Origin of the sequence: Neptunomonas sp. XY-337, from assembly GCF_004959845.1 — a bacterium.
In the GTDB taxonomy this organism is placed as follows: Bacteria; Pseudomonadota; Gammaproteobacteria; order Pseudomonadales; family Balneatricaceae; genus Neptunomonas; species Neptunomonas marina.
Genome location: NZ_SPLL01000007.1, coordinates 107864 through 125335, shown reverse-complemented (window position 1 = coordinate 125335; position 17472 = coordinate 107864). Strand labels below are relative to the sequence as shown.

16 protein-coding genes are annotated in these 17472 nt (G+C 51.0%); 7 read left to right on the top strand and 9 right to left on the bottom strand.

From position 1 onward, the window contains the following. Positions 1–33 precede the first annotated feature (33 nt). Complete coding sequence (locus E4L36_RS15395; RefSeq protein WP_136681340.1) at positions 34–2802, bottom strand: EAL domain-containing protein; 2769 nt, start codon at positions 2800–2802, stop codon at positions 34–36. Between the two features lie 184 nt (positions 2803–2986). Between E4L36_RS15395 and E4L36_RS15390 the strand changes: the two genes are divergently transcribed. Continuing rightward, complete coding sequence (locus tag E4L36_RS15390; RefSeq protein ID WP_127694815.1) at positions 2987–3367, top strand: chromosome partitioning protein ParB; 381 nt, start codon at positions 2987–2989, stop codon at positions 3365–3367. A 180-nt stretch (positions 3368–3547) separates the two neighbouring features. Here the strand turns inward: E4L36_RS15390 and E4L36_RS15385 are convergent, their stop codons facing one another. Continuing rightward, positions 3548–4003, bottom strand: a complete 456-nt coding sequence (locus E4L36_RS15385; protein WP_240770827.1) for an NlpC/P60 family protein — start codon at positions 4001–4003, stop codon at positions 3548–3550. Between the two features lie 219 nt (positions 4004–4222). Between E4L36_RS15385 and E4L36_RS15380 the strand changes: the two genes are divergently transcribed. Together E4L36_RS15380 and E4L36_RS15375 are read left to right on the top strand one after the other, a co-directional pair. Next, the gene (locus E4L36_RS15380) at positions 4223–4627 is read left to right on the top strand and encodes a DUF4332 domain-containing protein (protein WP_127694813.1); all 405 of its coding nucleotides are present in this window, start codon (positions 4223–4225) and stop codon (positions 4625–4627) included. 100 nt (positions 4628–4727) lie between these two features. After that, complete coding sequence (locus E4L36_RS15375; RefSeq protein WP_136681339.1) at positions 4728–6026, top strand: DEAD/DEAH box helicase; 1299 nt, start codon at positions 4728–4730, stop codon at positions 6024–6026. Here the strand turns inward: E4L36_RS15375 and E4L36_RS15370 are convergent. Both E4L36_RS15370 and E4L36_RS15365 read right to left on the bottom strand, forming a co-directional pair. Beyond that, positions 6023–8014: an EAL domain-containing protein gene (locus E4L36_RS15370; RefSeq protein ID WP_169051561.1), complete on the bottom strand. Its 1992-nt coding sequence runs from the start codon at positions 8012–8014 to the stop codon at positions 6023–6025. The two genes, E4L36_RS15375 and E4L36_RS15370, sit on opposite strands and share 4 nt — an antisense overlap. Before the next feature lie 288 nt (positions 8015–8302). Next, positions 8303–9679, bottom strand: a complete 1377-nt coding sequence (locus E4L36_RS15365) for an FAD-linked oxidase C-terminal domain-containing protein (RefSeq protein WP_136681337.1) — start codon at positions 9677–9679, stop codon at positions 8303–8305. A 176-nt stretch (positions 9680–9855) separates the two neighbouring features. On the opposite strand from E4L36_RS15365, the gene E4L36_RS15360 reads away from it, so the two are divergent. The 3 genes from E4L36_RS15360 to E4L36_RS15350 all read left to right on the top strand — a co-directional run bounded on the left by E4L36_RS15360 (position 9856) and on the right by E4L36_RS15350 (position 13421). Next, positions 9856–11037 carry an iron-containing alcohol dehydrogenase gene (locus tag E4L36_RS15360; RefSeq protein ID WP_136681336.1) on the top strand — a complete coding sequence of 394 codons (1182 nt, stop codon included), beginning with the start codon at positions 9856–9858 and terminating at the stop codon, positions 11035–11037. A gap of 5 nt (positions 11038–11042) precedes the next feature. Then, a complete protein-coding gene (locus tag E4L36_RS15355) occupies positions 11043–12548 on the top strand; it encodes a CoA-acylating methylmalonate-semialdehyde dehydrogenase (protein WP_136681335.1) in 1506 nt (501 codons plus the stop codon). An 84-nt stretch (positions 12549–12632) separates the two neighbouring features. Then, on the top strand, positions 12633–13421 hold the full coding sequence (locus E4L36_RS15350) for an IclR family transcriptional regulator (protein WP_136681334.1): 789 nt from the start codon (positions 12633–12635) through the stop codon (positions 13419–13421). Between the two features lie 91 nt (positions 13422–13512). On the opposite strand, the gene E4L36_RS15345 is transcribed toward E4L36_RS15350, so the two are convergent. Both E4L36_RS15345 and E4L36_RS15340 read right to left on the bottom strand, forming a co-directional pair. Next, a complete protein-coding gene (locus tag E4L36_RS15345; RefSeq protein WP_136681333.1) occupies positions 13513–14250 on the bottom strand; it encodes a glutathione peroxidase in 738 nt (245 codons plus the stop codon). Positions 14251–14363: 113 nt separating this feature from the next. After that, complete coding sequence (locus tag E4L36_RS15340) at positions 14364–15197, bottom strand: helix-turn-helix domain-containing protein (RefSeq protein ID WP_136681332.1); 834 nt, start codon at positions 15195–15197, stop codon at positions 14364–14366. Between the two features lie 104 nt (positions 15198–15301). Here E4L36_RS15340 and E4L36_RS15335 point away from each other — a divergent pair, with 104 nt between their 5' ends. Beyond that, a complete protein-coding gene (locus E4L36_RS15335; RefSeq protein ID WP_127694804.1) occupies positions 15302–15832 on the top strand; it encodes a peroxiredoxin-like family protein in 531 nt (176 codons plus the stop codon). A 6-nt stretch (positions 15833–15838) separates the two neighbouring features. On the opposite strand, the gene E4L36_RS15330 is transcribed toward E4L36_RS15335, so the two are convergent. Genes E4L36_RS15330 through E4L36_RS15320 form a run of 3 tightly spaced genes read right to left on the bottom strand, consistent with a single transcriptional unit; the run spans position 15839 to position 17383 of the window. Then, the gene (locus tag E4L36_RS15330) at positions 15839–16030 is read right to left on the bottom strand and encodes a DUF1289 domain-containing protein (protein WP_136681331.1); all 192 of its coding nucleotides are present in this window, start codon (positions 16028–16030) and stop codon (positions 15839–15841) included. 12 nt (positions 16031–16042) lie between these two features. Next, complete coding sequence (locus E4L36_RS15325; RefSeq protein WP_127694802.1) at positions 16043–16900, bottom strand: SPFH domain-containing protein; 858 nt, start codon at positions 16898–16900, stop codon at positions 16043–16045. Between the two features lie 21 nt (positions 16901–16921). Then, complete coding sequence (locus E4L36_RS15320) at positions 16922–17383, bottom strand: NfeD family protein (RefSeq protein ID WP_240656994.1); 462 nt, start codon at positions 17381–17383, stop codon at positions 16922–16924. Positions 17384–17472 lie beyond the last annotated feature (89 nt).

The following is a 17472-nucleotide window of genomic DNA, read 5'->3' as shown; positions in this document are numbered from 1 at the left end:
TCATAAAAAAGCCCGCTTAATGCGGGCTTTTTTTTACGCTTCGGCTGGTTCTTGAAGCGAAAATTTCGCTAAGTCTTGCAACGGCATGGGCTTAGCAAAATAGTAACCTTGTATCTCATCACACTGCTGAGCGCTCAAGAAATCAACCTGCTCCTGCGACTCTGCCCCCTCTGCGATCACCTTAATACCCAACGCATGGGACATAACAATAACCGTTTGCACAATGGTCTGATCATCGGGGTCCACACCTATATCTTTTACGAAGCTGCGGTCTATTTTCAAATATTGAATGGGCATCTTCTTAAGATAAGACAAAGACGAGTAACCCGTTCCAAAATCGTCGATGGCAATCGTCGCACCAAGGTCTCGTAATGCCTGCAGCTGTTCGAGCGTTTTATCAAACGAATCCACCAGCGCCGTTTCAGTTACCTCAATGGTAATCGCATGCGCGTTGATCAGGTTGTTTGCGTCAAGCTCGCGCAGTGTATTGATCCATGCATCGCTGCGAAACTGCTTGGCTGAAATGTTGATCGACACGTTAGATCGGTCAAGCACGTTGGAAACTTGCATATCCGTCGCAACCCGCTGCAGCACCCAGTCGGTAATCCGTTCGATCTCACCCGATTCCTCAGCTATTGGAATAAACTCGGCAGGAGATATAGGGCCTAGCTGTGCGCTGTCCCAACGAATAAGCGCCTCATAACCGGTCAATGTCATCTGAGCGGGGTTGACCTTAGGCTGATACACCAAGCTGAACTCTTTATCCTCGATGGCAGAGCGCAACGCATGTTTCACTTTGATCATACGCTGGTTACGCGCATTGATGTTGAAATCAAAAAATGAAAAGCAGCCTCGTCCCTGCGCTTTAGCGTTATACATCGCGGCATCAGCGTGCTTCAAAAGTAGTTCTATATCATCACCATCCCGAGGGAAGATCGCTATCCCGATGCTGCTGCCAATCATCACTTTCTGCTTTTCGATCACAAACGGAGCACTCAGCACGGTAATAATTTGATTGGCTAACACCGCTAATCCAGACTCGGTTACCTCCCCCGGCACTAACACGGTGAATTCATCGCCTCCTAAGCGGCTCACAACATCCACTGTTCGCGTGTTTCCTCTCAGCCGCTCAGCCACCATCACAAGCAGCTGATCGCCAAAGTCATGGCCTTGGGTATCATTTACCTCTTTAAAGTGATCAAGATCGATAAACAGCACACCAAAAGAGGAGCGATAACGTTTTGCGTAACTAACAGTATCCGCCAAGCGAATCTTAAAGGACTCTCGGTTGTGTAGGTCCGTTAAAGGATCTCGATAAGCGAGCTTGGTCAGATTTTCACTGACCTGTTTCTCTTCGGTGATATCTTGGAAAATGCCAATATAGCCGGTTACAACCTCATCGCGCCCCATAATCGAGTTGATTGAGAGGCGCTCGTGATATTCTTGGCCATCTTTACGGCGATTAATCACCTCGCCCGTCCAATGTCCATATGCCTCCAACGCTTGCCACATGCCACGATAAACGCCATCTTGCGTTTTCCCTGACGCGCGAAAGTTTGGATCTAAGCCAACAACATCACTCTTTGTATAGCCAGTAATGCGCTCAAAGGACTGGTTAACATCTAGGATTTTCCGGTCTACATCGGTAATCAGAATCGCTTCTCGGGTATTTTCGAAGATGCTACGCGAGATATTCAGTAGGTTCTCAGTTTGCTCGACATTGGATAGGTCGGTTACCACCGAGCAGATGCCGTAAACCGCATCATTCACATCCAGCAAGGGGAATTTGACCAGCAGCAGTTGGTGCTCCTCACCCTCACGCACAATCGAAACTCGGCGGCTGATAGCCTGCTTCGAGGCCATCACTTCTTGGTCATACTCAACAAAACGATCAGCATCGTTAGGCTCAACCACATCGTAAACGGTGCGCCCAACAAGAGGCCCCCGTTCACTAAACGCTTCATCAAAGCGCCGGTTAGTAAGGATATACTGCCCCTGCAGGTCCTTAATAAAAACCCAAGACGGGATATGATGAAGAATATCGTCAAGCTGACGGTTGTTATTGAGTAACGCCTCTTGCGAGGCTTGAATACGCTGCATCATCGTATTCATAGCTGCCGCAACCTGACCAATTTCATCATCCGTCGGCATCGACGTACGCGCAGTTAGATCGCCTTGAGCCACCGCCTCAGACACTTGCACCATATGTTGCAAACGCACCCGAACTTTGCGCCAGAATAATACGGCCAACGCGCCAAAAAAGAGCAGTAGTACGACAAACAAACCAAGGAAGTAGCGCTGTACTACTCCATAGAAAATCGCTTCCCAATCGGCGATATTACGCTGCAAAATCAAATAGCGACGGCCACTTTCTGGATCTGGCGGCAACGCGATAGCGCCAAAAAGAGCCCCCTGCGGGCCATGCTCTATCCAAGAATAGGTATCAACGGCGCTATCTAAATAGGTCACAAGCACCTCATTGGCGCTGAGTAGACGTTCACTATCACCGTTTAATACATGTAACTGGCTATCAGCTTTACGCCCGACAAGAAAAATATTATCAGGGGCAACTAACTGCTGTGCTTGAACGAACCACCGCTCTGATAAGGCACCACCTTCTGTTAAAGCGAGCTTCTCAAGCTCATCTAATTTCACCGCAAATCCTTTGCTCAATTGCTCCTCTACCGCCACTAGCAATTGTGGCCGCAGTACGGAATGGGTTAACCAACAAAGACTCGCTACGACTAGCAATAGTAGCACCGCGATCTTGCCTTGCACCCCTATGGAGAACGATTTGAACATAACGTATTACTAACCTAAAACACGTAAAAGCACCGAGAAAAGATCGCTTTACCCTGCGTTACTCACCAAGAGAGAACCTGTTAATTCAATCCTGATTAATTTAACCGCAGGTTTAATATCGATATCGACAAGCCTTTTTTGGGCCTGCCCGCCAATTATAGACGCAAATAAAGGGAGTCATTTGATGACTAAAGTTCTTCGTACGGCAGCAACAACCATGATGCTTACAATCAGCATTGCAGCAGCACCAAACGTTTTAGCGGCTTCAGCCTGTAAAGGTTTATCAGAATCTGCATGTGACAAAAGCAAGAGCTGCTACTGGATCAGCAGCTACAAGCGTTCCGATGGACGTAAAGTATCAGCGCATTGCCGCACTAAGCCTTCGTCATCTATAAAAAATTCCGCTAAGTCCACAAAGCAAAAAGCAAGTGACAAAGCAGCAAACAAGACCAAGAGCGTTACCGATAAAGCCAAGACTAGCTCAGCTAAAGCAACGAAGAAGGCCGCTGATAAGAGTGCAAACGCTAAGAAAAAAGCCTTGAAGACCACAGAGAAGAAAAACTAAACAGAAAAAAAGAGGGCTGCAAAAGCAGCCCTGAATATGACAAGAACCGTGATGCTGATGTAATTGAGGGAGCTACACCAGCATTGGATGAAGCACACCACGCCAACTTATAAACGCGGTATAACTTGCGAGCCACTTCATTATACAAAAACGAGAATCATTATCAATAGCATTTGTAAATTAATATCGTTTCGCCATCCAATAGCGTGTTTTCCAATACGGATTGGTTAACGGTGTTACCGTCACACCTACACTGGTTGATGCATGCATGAAGTTCCCATCACCAACATAAACACCGACATGGCGCTGTTTTCGCCCCGTCTTAAAAAAGATAAGGTCCCCCACCTGCCATGCACCGAATGCAACCGACTCCCCTGTCTGACTCTGCATCAACGTCGTTCGAGGAATAGACCGAGATAAAACATCTCGATAGGCGTGCTGCACAAACGCAGAACAATCAACCCCCTGCTTAGAGTTGCCGCCCAATAGATAAGGCGTGCCTCGCCACTGTGTATAAAATCCACTGAAAGGTGCTGCCGGCCATGCGCTTACAGCCACAGGTGGCCGTGAACTTTTGCTACTGCAGCCGGCCAACAGAGAGGTCAATAACACCCAATAGATCACCCGATACTTCACTACACTCTCTCCTGAATGAACTCCAAAGTACTGTTTAGCCTAGCAAAGGCCACTTCATCATGCAGACATATATAGATGATAGTCATGCTAGGTCTAGTGGCGGTGCGAAAATCCACTTATGATAAAAAAGCGGTTACAGCGCTTTGCTGTACCGGCTCTATTAAGCAATGCGGCATACAATCAATCAGACAACGCTCTACCAACTGAGGGATATTAGGAATGGCTAAACTGACTGACATTAAGGGTATCGACGAGGCAATTGCTGAGAAACTGAAATCAGCAGGCGCAACAACGCAAGAGAGCTTTCTAGAAGTTTGTGGCGAGAAAAAAGGCCGCAAGGAAGCTGCTAACGCAACAGGCTTAGATGAAAAAGAGATCCTCGGCTGGCTCAACCGTGCCGACCTTGCGCGCATCAAGGGCGTAAGCACGCAATATGCCGACCTATTAGAAATTGCAGGTGTCGACACAGTCCCTGAGCTTGCTCAGCGAAACGGTGCGAATCTATTCGCGAAAATGGAAGAGATCAACGCCGATAAAGCCGTGGTAGAAAAGATGCCAACAGGCGCGCAAGTGGAAGATTGGGTAGCACAAGCGAAAGCACTACCTCGCGCGATCCACTACTAATCCATACCGCGGCGCAATTCTGCGCCGCTTTTACATTCTGCTCTCAGCGCAGCTCTGATAAACTGGCAGCTTAACCCTTCCTTTTGGAGACTTCGCTACAGTGTTCGCCGAACTGCACCTTGATAATCGCCTGCTACGTGGGTTAGACGCCCTTAACTTCACCGAGCCAACTGAGGTTCAGCAAGCCACAATCCCACCAGCAATGGACGGCAAGGACTTATTGGTCACGGCAGCTACCGGTAGCGGTAAAACGGCTGCATTTCTGTTGCCTATTTTACAGCACCTCCTAGAGAACAAAGCACCTAACAGCGGCACGCGCGCGCTCATCTTAGCGCCCACGCGCGAGTTGGCTCAGCAGATCCTGAAAGATATCGAAGCCTTAGCCCGCTTCACTTTCTTAAGCGCTGATATGGTCTGTGGTGGTGAAACCTTCAAACCACAAGCGGCAAGACTGCGCAAAAACCCCGAGATTATCGTTGGCACACCGGGCCGTTTGATCGAGCATCTAGATAAGCAAACGCTAGATTTTGATGATGTTGAGTGCCTAGTGCTGGATGAAGCTGACCGTATGCTAGATATGGGGTTTCAAGAGGATGTGATGCGCATTGTGCAATCCGCCCCTTCCAGCCGCCAAACGATGCTATTTTCAGCAACCCTCTCCCACGAAGGTATGCAAAATGTCATCGCTCACGCGCTTAACGAACCCACGTCCCTGCAACTGCATAGCCACCGAGAAGCGAAAGCAAGCATCAAGCAGCAGATCATTACAGCCAATGACAATGCGCTTAAAGATAAACAGCTAGTGTGGCTTGTCACTAACGAACAGTTTGATAAAGCCATCGTCTTTGTGAATACGAAAACGGCCGCAGACCGCCTAAACGGCTATCTACGCCACCATGACGTGAGAGCGGGCTTGATTCACGGAGATCTCACCCAAGAGCAGCGCAAACATGTGATGGGGCTGATGCGTCAAGGCAAGATCAATGTACTCGTTGCTACAGATGTCGCTGCACGCGGTATCGATGTGAAAGGCATCGACCTTGTCATCAATTACGATATGGCACGTAGCGGTGATGACCACACCCACCGTGTGGGCCGTACTGGACGCGCAGGAAACACAGGCCTTGCGATTAGCCTTATTGAGCCGAGTGAATGGAACTTGATGTCCAGCATAGAGCGCTACCTAAAAACGCGCTTCGAAAAACGTGTCATCAAAGGTATGGAGGGCAGTTATCAAGGTCCGAAAAAACTGAAAAGTTCAGGTAAAGCCGCCGGACCTAAGCGCAAGAAAAGCACGAAGAAGCCTGCGAGCAAAGTGAAACGCAGTAAAGATAAAAAACCTGCAGCACCAAAAGGCCCGGTAGATCACGGCTTCGCTCCTCTAAAGCGTAAGCGCTAGCTCTCGCCTAAAGAATCACAATAGGCAGCGACCTTAGACAATGGCGCTGCCTCGATAAAATACCGACCTTTCACGAAGCGATAGCCACACGCTTTCAACAACTCTAAATGCTCCAGTGAATCAGCCCCACCGGCCACCACATCGATCTTATAATGTGCAGCCAACTTAGCGACCACCTCAATTAAGGTGGCAGAAGCGCTCGATTCATTCTCTTGGATCGCGAACTGCGCGGCCAGATTTAGATACGTAACAGGGTAGTCATCTAAGTAGTTCAAGGCCGCAAAGCTTGCCCCAAAATTACTGATCGCAAAACGAATACCTAACGCTGCAAGTGCGTCAACTGCTTTCTTGCGTGGCGGGCTTGCGCTCACCAAACTAGATTCATCAATAGAAAAGATAAACTGTGATGCTGCTACGCCGTTTTCCCGAAAAATACCACGATACTGCTCAGCCACCGAGCGTACATAAAACTCACTGGGATATTTGGGCAATGAAATAGCAAGCGGCAACCCATCCTCCTGTAACGCACGCAAGTCTTTACATGCCTGTCGCAACGCCCACTCACCTAGCAAGCGAATCGCTCCAGTACGGTTCGCAGCAGGAATAAAGGCTTGGCTAGGCAACAAGCCGCGCTCAGGATGGTGCCAGCGCAGCTCCGCTTCCAGAACATGCGCCACCCCCTGGTTTAAATCGATAACCGGCTGATACACCAGCTCAAACTCACGCGCTTCTATCCCCCTCAAGATGTCGCCGTTCATAGCTTGATAATGCTCAGACTCTTCGCGCAGCTCTTCATTGAAGAACATCTGTGAAGCAGCGCCCTGCTTAACCGCCTCACGTAGTGCCAGATCAGCGCGCTGCAGCAACAATGAGCCGCTTTCACCATCAATCGGGAACAATGCAATACCGACCGATGCAGAGACAGCACAGGTTTGCCCTTGCGCTTCAAACCGGTCACGCAAAGAGCCTTGGATCTTTTCGATCATCAAATCAGCTTGAATCGCATCAGAGATATCACGCAGCAAAATCACAAACTGATGCCCCTCTAGACGCGAGACAATATCAGACTTGCGTAGGCACTCACTGAGCCGCTGACCAACTTGTCGGAGCACCTCTTTGCCGACTTCATTGCCAAGCGTTTCGCTCAATTCAACGAAATTATCTAGCTCTAGCATAATCAGCGCGCACTCTTTGTCTTCACGCGCTAACTCGCTTAACACTTGATCTAAGCGCTGTGCAAAGTAGCTCTGGCTAGGTAAGCCGGTCACAAGATCGTGATGGGTCTGATAACGCATGGTTGCCAACGTCGCTTGCTGCTCACGCTTCAACTGGGTCCATTGATAGGACGCCCAGCCCACCACCAACGCCAACCCTGATAGCAGCCCCCAGATCAGTAAGCTCAAACGCTCCATAGGTCGGTTGTGGGACACATTACCCACCAACTCCCAGCGCTGTCCTTCAAGCTCTAGAGGTAAAACCGCACTATTGGCGGCGCTAAATAACTGCTGCTCGCCAACGATGGGACGGCCTTGCTCATCACGGATAGCAACCGCTACGCCGGTACCGCTTAAGCGCTTTAAAAGCTGCGCTAAATCGAGCTTTCCAACCAGTTGGCTGGCAGGTTTTTGCCCTGACAATGGCACCGCCAATACCAACGCTGGCGCGCTGCCATCCTGTTGCGAAACCAGTTTGAGTGGCGGCCGTTGCACACCTTCAAATAGGCTTTGCGCCGAGCCTCCTTCCGCAGGAAAAAGCTGTACGGATGCCCCTGAAGGTTGAACCCAAGTAATGTTGGTTAGCATGGAGGGTAACAATGGGGAAATGGAGGGTAATCCGTGTGCTGAATCGTGATTCGCAACTTGCAACGCCAAGTGCTCGAGTGCTAGCTGATCCACTTGAATCTGTTGAGTTAGCATCTCACGCAGGGTTTCGACAACCGCACCACTCCCCGAGCGTGCTCTCTCATTTTGGCTATCTGACAAGCTCATTAGATGCAGCGTACCAACAAGAAACACGCTGATGCCGCAAAACACGGCCACTAATCTCGGGTACCGACTGATCCTTTCACAGAGTCCAAATTTCGCCACGTAGTGTGTCAACCTCATTGCGCTAGAAAGCGGTGGAACAGATTGAGTGGTGTAAACTCCATTTCCACCACCCCTTCGTCTCTATCTAACAACAATTATAACCCAAAGATATAAAACTGTATGCGTTTAGGCGCAGTGATATTGACATGGCTTATACTTTAGTATCTATTCAAAAATAATTATTTGAATTTAAAGCGTTATCACCTTTCCAGGATTCATTAAATTTTCCGGATCAAGGGCCTGCTTGATCTGTTTCATAACCTCCACGCCCGCTGGAAGCTCCGCTTCCAAATAGCCCTTTTTACCCTGGCCAATGCCATGCTCTCCGGTGCATGTTCCACCCATCTGTAGGGCACGCTCTATAAGACGGTGGTGAAATGCTTCAACCGCTGTAACTTCAGCGGCGTTACTCGTATCTAACGCAGGCACCACATGAAAGTTACCATCCCCTACATGGCCCACAATCGGCATGGGGATCGGCATCGTCTTGATATCATCAGCTGTTGCTAAAATACACTCAGCTAACCGTGAAATTGGCACACAGACATCAGTGGAAAAGATCTTCGCGTTGTCACGCATTGCCCGTGCAGCGTAAGCAAGGTCATGGCGAGCTTGCCACAGTGCAGAACGCTCCTCGGTATTGGCGGTCCATTGGAAGTTGCGCCCGCCGTTCTCAGTTGCTAGCGCTGCGACAATTTCCGCCTGCTCTTCCACCCAAGCGTGAGTGCCATGAAACTCCAAAAAAAGATGCGGTAGAGCAGGATAGTCGGTGTTACTGAAGCGGTTGACTGCATCAATTGCAACGCTGTCTAGCAGCTCGATACGTGCCATGGGCACGCCCATCTGAATGGTCTCGATGACCGAGTTCACAGCCCCTTCCAAAGAATCAAATGCGCAAACGGCTGCAGAGATAGCCTCCGGCACAGGGTGCAGACGTAACGTGATTTCGCAGATAACCCCTAACGTTCCTTCCGAGCCAACAAATAACCGCGTCAAGTCATACCCTGCTGCGGACTTACGGGCGCGCGAGGCGGTTTTGACGATACGTCCATCCGCCATCACTACGGTTAACCCCAGCACGGCCTCGCGCATTGTCCCGTAACGTACAGCGTTTGTGCCAGAAGCTCGCGTCGCCGCCATGCCTCCCAACGAAGCATCAGCACCGGGGTCTATAGGGAAAAAGATACCTTGGTCACGCAGGTGGTCATTGAGCTGCTTTCGGGTGACACCTGCCTGCACCGTGCAGTCCATATCCTGCGCCGACACAGAGAGGATCTTGTTCATCAGCGACATATCAACACTCAGCCCGCCCTGAGTTGCGTTTACCCCACCTTCCATCGCCGTCCCGGTGCCAAACGGGATAACAGGCATATGATGGCGACGACAGATACGCACCACCTCCGATACCTCTGATGTGCTGCGCACGAACGCAACCGCATCCGGTTCTGCCGGTACGTGAAATGACTCATCCTGTGCGTGGTGCTGCCGCACCCCTGCGGCGGTCTGGAGCCTATCACCTAGCAACGCCTGCAACTCCTCGATCGCTAGTGTAAATCTGGGTGCCATAACGCTAATCCTTCGCTTGCTTGATAGATTCATCCACTTTAGCAGAGATCAGAGCGCCACATACAATCAATAGTGAGACTATAAATCTCATTTTATAAAAATATTGACTCGTTAGATGCTTTCGTTAAGAATCGACGAAAACAAGACATCATGTCTCAAAATAAAAAGGAGTGTTTATGTCGAATCGAATCTTGCTACCACGAATCATGCAAGTTGGCGCAGGTGCCTCAAAAAAGACACCACAGGTGCTAGCAGCGCTGGGATGCAACTGCCCATTGATCATTACAGATCCGATGATGGTAACGCTTGGCTATGCAGAAAATCTTAGCCAGTTACTGAAAGACGCCAGCATTCCTCACGCGATCTTCTCTGATACGGTGCCCGAGCCAACCGAAGACTCAATCACCGCCGGTGTCGAAACCGTAAAAGCAGGTTACGACGCGACAACGCCCTTCGACAGTATTATCGCACTCGGTGGCGGCAGCCCGATTGACTCTGCTAAAGCGATCAGCATCCTTGGCAAGTTTGGTGGCCAGATGCGCGACTACAAGTTCCCCCGCGATGTGAGCGAAGAGGGCTTGCCGGTCATCGCTATTCCGACCACCGCGGGCACAGGCTCAGAGGTAACCCGCTTTACCATCATCACTGACGATAAAGTGGACGAAAAAATGCTATGCGTGGGGCTTGGCTTTATGCCCGCCGCTGCGCTCGTTGACTACGAGTTAACGCTCTCTGTTCCGGCACGCGTCACTGCCGATACCGGCATCGATGCCTTGACGCACGCGATGGAAGCTTATGTCAGCGCCAAAGCAAACCCTTACAGCGACCAGCAAGCCTTAGCAGCCATGCGCTTGATCGGGCCAAACCTTCGCAATGCCTATTTCGAGCCACATAACCACCCCGCGCGTGAGGCGATGATGCTGGGATCGACGCTGGCGGGCATCGCCTTTTCAGCAGCCTCCGTTGCGCTAGTGCACGGGATGAGCCGCCCCATCGGCGCGTTTTTCCATGTTCCTCATGGCATGTCTAACGCCATGCTACTGCCAACGATTACGGCGTTTTCAATCCCTGCGGCAGTCTCACGCTATGCCGATTGCGCGCGCGCAATGGGTGTGGCTCAAGCGCAAGATAGTGATGATGTCGCCAATGAAAAGCTGCTGACTGAACTACGCGCAATCAATAAAGAGCTAAGCGTACCGAGCTTGGCGGAGTTCGGTGTTGCAGAGGCCGAATTTTTTGAGATTCGCGAAAAGATGGCAGAGCAAGCACTCGCCTCCGGATCACCTAACAATAACCCCCGTGTACCGACGGTCGCCGAAATGGTCGATCTCTATGAACAGGTATGGAATCAGGAGTAATCCATATGACAACGCCTATCGGCAACTTTATCAACAACCAGCTCACCCCAAGTGATTCAGGCCGCACAGCGGCGGTCTTTAACCCCGCAACGGGACAGCAGTCGGGCAGTGTGTGTTTAGCTTCAGCAGATGAAACACGCGCTGCGATTGCCGCAGCACAAACCGCATTCCCGGCATGGTCCAAGACACCACCGGTGATCCGCGCCCGCGTCATGTTTCAGTTCAAAGCGATCGTTGAAGCGCGTCGCGACGAGCTTGCGAGACTCATCTGCTTGGAACACGGTAAAGTGTTCTCCGACGCCCAGGGTGAGATCACCCGCGGCCTTGAGGTCATCGAGTTTGCATGCGGTATTCCACACCTTTTAAAAGGTGAGCACAGCCTAAATGTTGGGCGCGAGGTTGATTCGCACTCCATGATGCAGCCACTCGGCGTATGCGCTGGTATCTCGCCGTTCAACTTCCCCGCTATGGTGCCGCTTTGGATGTTCCCTGTCGCGATCGCATGCGGCAATACCTTTGTGATGAAGCCTTCAGAGAAGGATCCAAGTTCAACGCTATTGCTGGCGCAATGGCTTGCTGAAGCAGGGCTGCCTGAGGGCGTATTCAACTTAGTCAATGGCGATAAAGAAGCGGTTGATGTGTTGCTTACCGATGAGCGCGTGCAAGCGGTTAGCTTTGTGGGCTCAACCCCTATTGCCGAGTATATCTACGCAACAGCCTCTGCACATGGTAAGCGTTGCCAAGCCCTTGGCGGTGCGAAAAACCACATGATCGTAATGCCAGACGCAGATCCAGACCAGGTCGTGAACTCACTGATGGGAGCGGCTTATGGGTCGGCGGGCGAGCGCTGTATGGCGATATCAGTAGCGGTTTGCGTGGGAGATGAGGTCGCTGACCACCTCGTTGAGCGGCTGCAAGGTGAGATAGCAGAGCTACGCGTAGGCCCGGGGTTCGGTACTGAGCCCGAGCCGCATATGGGGCCAGTTGTAACTCAACAGCATCAGCAGAAGATCCTCTCCTATATTGATGCGGGTGTCGCTGAAGGCGCCAAACTACTGGCGGATGGCCGCGATTGCCAAGTGGCAGGACATGAGGAGGGGTTCTTCGTTGGCCCAACCTTGTTCGACCATGTCACTACCGCCATGTCGATCTATCAAGAGGAGATCTTTGGCCCTGTTCTGGTTGTGGTGCGCGTAGCGGACTTCGAGACCGCGCTGCAGATGATCAATGATCACGAATATGGCAACGGTACAGCCATCTTTACCCGCGATGGTGATGTGGCTCGCCAATTTGAGGAAAACGTCAAGGTGGGTATGGTCGGTGTCAATGTACCCATTCCAGTACCCATGGCCTTCCACTGCTTTGGCGGCTGGAAGCGCTCAGCCTTTGGGCCGCTAAATATGCACGGCCCTGATGGTGTGCGTTTCTTTACACGCATGAAAACGATCACCAAGCGTTGGCCAACCGGAATTCGCTCGGGGGCTGAGTTCTCAATGCCAACAATGAAGTAGCGCTAAGTATGCAGGTGGCCTAAGTGTCACCTGCACAATCTGCGATATACTGGCACTTTTTATCGTGAGGATGTTAACGCGTTTATGAGTAACCAACGCCGCGAAAAAGGCTCTTCCATTGTGCGCGTACTTGAGATTATCGAGACGATTGCGCAATCAGAGCAGCCGCTCTCCTCTGCGGACCTTGCCTATCAACTCGATATTCCCCGCGCCACGGCACACCGATTAGTGCAAACACTCGAGTCTGAGGGGTTTATCCAGACCAACATGCGTGGCAACCTCATCCCCGCCGACCGTTTCCATAAGGTTGCCCTCGGGGTTTTATACACTGGCCGCTACAAGGCCCAACGCCGCGCAATACTGGAAAACTTAGCCCAGCAAACCGGCGAGACCTGCGGCATCTCGATTCCTGATGGCACCGAGATGATCTACTACGACAGAGTAACCTGCAATTGGCCCATTCAAATCCACCTGCCAGTGGGTACACGCTCGCCCGCTTGGTGCACTGCTAGCGGCAAGCTCTACTTGAGTACCCTTTCTAAAGCGAAAGTGGAAAAGTTACTCCAGCTTCTACCACTGGAACAGAAAGCGCGGAACACGTTGATCACCCCTGACGCGTTGATGGATAACTTAGTGACTATCTACGAGGCCGAGCTCGGCACTGATAACGAGGAGTTTATCGATGGTATGGTGGCGTGCGCCGTACCGATCAGAAATGATCGCGGCCAACTGATCGCCAGCTTATTTTGCCACGCGCCCGTGATTCGTAAGAGCTTGGACGATTTGATGGCGTATGCGCCCGTCATGCGTAAAGCGGCCGATGAACTGAGCCAAATCTTCAGTAGCTCCAATAAAAACCGGCTCGACCAATAACAAAAAGGGTGTTGCTGCACCGAGGCAAACAACACCCGATGGTGTGCGCTACAGCAGCGCACACAACCTAGGAAAATGATCTTCAGTAACCTTAGCGGCTAGCTAACCAAGCCTCTAGCTCATCTGCACCGCCAATGTGTTGGCCATCGATATAGACTTGCGGCGTTGTGCCTTGGCCAGAGATCGCATTCAAAGTTGAGAAGCTCACTCCATTTTTACCCAGCTCGATCTCTTCGTAGCTCAAACCGCGCGCTGTCAGCGCTGTTTTAGCACGTGTACAGTGGCCGCAACCGGGTTTCGTCAACATCGTTACGCGCTTAGGTAACTCACACTCTGGGTTTAAGTAGTTCAGCATCGTATCCGCATCGGACACCTCGAATGGGTCGCCCGGAACGTCGGCTTCGATAAACATCTTCTCGATCACACCATCGCACACCAGCATGGAGTAGCGCCAGCTGCGCTTGCCAAAGCCAAGGTCGTGCTTATCAACCAACATACCCATACCCTCTGAGAACTCACCGTTGCCATCAGGGATGAACGTGATGTTTTCCGCATGCTGATCTTCAGCCCAGCTGTTCATGACGAATGTATCGTTCACAGACAAGCAGATAATGCTATCGATGCCCTCTTTTTTGAAAACAGGCGCTAACTCGTTGTAGCGCGGTAAATGGGTACTCGAACAAGTTGGCGTGAAGGCACCTGGCAATGCAAAGACGATAACGCTTTTGCCTTTGAACAACTCGTCCGTGGTGACATTAACCCAATCATTACCCACACGCGTTGGGAAAGTGACCTGTGGGATTGTTTGACCTTCGCGATTCTCTAACATAAAAAGCTCCTTTGGATTTCAATGGGCCGCGCCATAACTCGCTACCGTTAGACACACTATAGACCGCTGGTTTCACAAAATGTAATTAATTAAAATTAATCCATTAATAGATATTAGCTATTGAAAGCGCGAATCTGACCGGGAGGCACCCCCATCACCTGACGAAACACGCGGCGAAACGCTGTCTCGCTCTGATAACCAAGCCGATCTGCGATTTGCGCCACGCTCAGCTCACGAGCCCGCAAGTACTGATAAGCCAGTTGCATACGCCACTGCTTCAAATACTCACCGGGGGGACACCCCACTACCGCTTTAAAGTGCTGGCTAAAAGCGGTGCGTGACATACCAGCCGCTTGCGCTAATGTACTTAAGCTCCAAGCCTGTTCAGGTGTATCATGCATGCTCACCAATGCACGCGAGAGCCGAGGATCGCTCAAACCACCAATAACCCCCGATGTCACCTCCATAGAGCCCACCACAACGCGCAACATATGGATCAGCAGCACATCCATAAGATGGATAAGTACTTGCTGATAACCACAATGCGCCCCCTCTACCTCTTGGCATAGCAGCGTCAAAATCGGCGCCAGCTCGGGTTGTTCACTTGCAGCCGGTATATGCAATAGCATCGGCAATGATTCGAAAACCATATTCAGGTGCATAGGGCCGAAGCGATAGCTCAACGCTAGCCAACATGATCTCTCACTGGCCAGAACCTCTGCCGCATCCGCATTTGGCAGCCAAATCAGCTCACCCTTAACGACCGTATGCTGTTGGTCGTCGATAGAGATATTTAACTCACCCTCAAGTACATATAACGCCTGCGAATGCACTTGATTTAAGCGATCGGAACGATGCTGCAGAGCGCCAAGGGTCGTGCCCTTTAAAAAGCGAGCATCGCTGGGTTGGGGCTGAAACAGTGCTAGCAGAGAAGTCAGACGATCCATAAAAAACCTGTACGATTTGATACAAAATACGGATTAAATGTATCACTAAATACATAAAGAAGCAGCTAGACTAAGAACACTTAACATCATAGAGGTACCACATCATGACACCACTTATTCCTCGCCAAGCTGTGCCAGCATTGGATATCAATACCCTGAACGGGCCTTGGTCACTGGCCGATCAAGCGCCAGGCCACTTCACAATGATTGTGTTCTATCGCGGCCTACACTGCCCTTTATGCAAACTGTATCTACGCGAGCTGAACCGTACGCTGGATGAGTTTTCACAACGCGGCGTTAACGTGATCGCCCTTAGCAGCGATACCAAAGAGCGCGCTGAAACGGCGCATAATGAATGGGGCATCGAGCACATTACGCTCGGCTATGAGCTATCCGATGAGCAAGCGATCGCGTGGGGGCTGTATCGCTCAGAAGGGCGCGGCAAAACATCGATAGGCATTGAGGAGCCTACGCTGTTCTCAGAACCGGGGCTGTTCCTCGTGCGACCAGACGGCACTCTGTACTGGAGCCAAGTCAGCACCATGCCGTTTGCACGACCACACTTCAAAGAGATCCTCACCGCGCTCGATTTTGCCATCGATAAGGGCTATCCAGCACGCGGTGAAGTGGTTTAACAGCGATCAGCTTTGCTGACGCTTTAGATAGGCCGCTCTACGTGCCTGTGACTGCGCAAGAATCTTTTTGCGCATCGCAGGTGTTGCCGACGTCCACGCGAGAATTTCATCAATGGAGCGATAGCAGCCAAGACAAATATCCTCACGATCTAAACAGCAGTTGCGTACACAGGGCGATGTGTATGCGTCTTCATCCATTGCATTACCTCTCTATTTCCCAGAGAAGCCTCCCATCATGCCGCGGATCGCAGCAGGTACATCAGCAGGCAGTACGATTGTCTTAGCATTGTCTGATGTCGCCACTTCCTGCAGCGCATCCACATACTTCTCACCTAAGATATACATCACGGGCATTTCATTATCTTTAATCGCCTCGGAAACACGCTCAATAGCCACTTGGCTCGCTTTAGCTAACACCACTTGTGCTTCTGCATCTCGGCGAGATGCCTCTAAACGCCCTTCGGCTTCAAGGATCGCGGCAGACTTCTCGCCATCGGCACGCGTAACCGTCGCACGGCGCTCACGTTCTGCAGCCGCTTGCTCTTCCATCGCACGCTGCATTGTACCCGAGGGTGTAATATCTTGGATTTCAACGGTTTTTAGCGTGATACCCCAATCCGAAATATCATCCGAGATACCGCCTTTAAGTTTTGCTTTAATCTGCTCACGCGAAGAGAGCGCATCATCCAAACCCATCTCACCGATGATCGAACGCAAGGATGTCTGCACCAAGTTTTGAATCGCAATAATATAGTTCTCTACACCATAAACAGCTTTCTCTGGTGCAACGATATTGATGTAAGCCACAGCGTTAGCGATGATTACCGCGTTGTCGCGGGTGATTACCTCTTGCGAGGGAATATCCAGAACAATATCTTTTGTGGTCACTTTATAAGCCACCTGATCCATATAAGGTACGATCAGATTAAGACCCGGCCCCAGCGTACAATTATATTTGCCCAACCGCTGCACAACCCACTTGGAACCTTGGGGAACAATCTTGACCCCCATCGCCAACGTGATGATCACCAAAAAGAGGACAACACCTGCAATACTTAAGCCTTCCATAGTACAAACTCCGCAAATAAATTAACGCTTTTCAACCAGTAACGTATTACCCGACAGCTCAATGACGCTCACGCGATCACCCAGCTCCACGTCACTGCTACAAATAAACTCCCACTCATCATCGCCCAGCAGCGGTGTGGTAAAGCGCACGCGCCCGCGATGATGCTCACCAGGGCGGCGGATAACCTGCCCCACTTGCCCAGCAATCGCTTCCTTTGCCATCCCTGCGCGTGTCTTATCGCGCATTTTAGGGCGCAGCAGTAAAAACCACAGCCCAGCCAGGGCAGACGTCAAACCGGCCCAAATCGCCACCTGCCAACTGAGTGAGAGATCAGGGTCGACTGCTAATACGCCGCCCACAATGATCGCCGCGATACCAAACCAAACGATCGTAAAGCTTGGGATAAAAATCTCTGCAGCAATCAGCAGCATCCCTAGCACCAACCAGTGCCAATACAACACCGTGCCTTCCATCGTATGCATGACTCCTTTCTAAAATGTGACAAGCACACCTCTCGTAGCTGCGCTCGCCGTTAGACGAACCGTCCAATCTAAGATCAGGTATCAAGGTT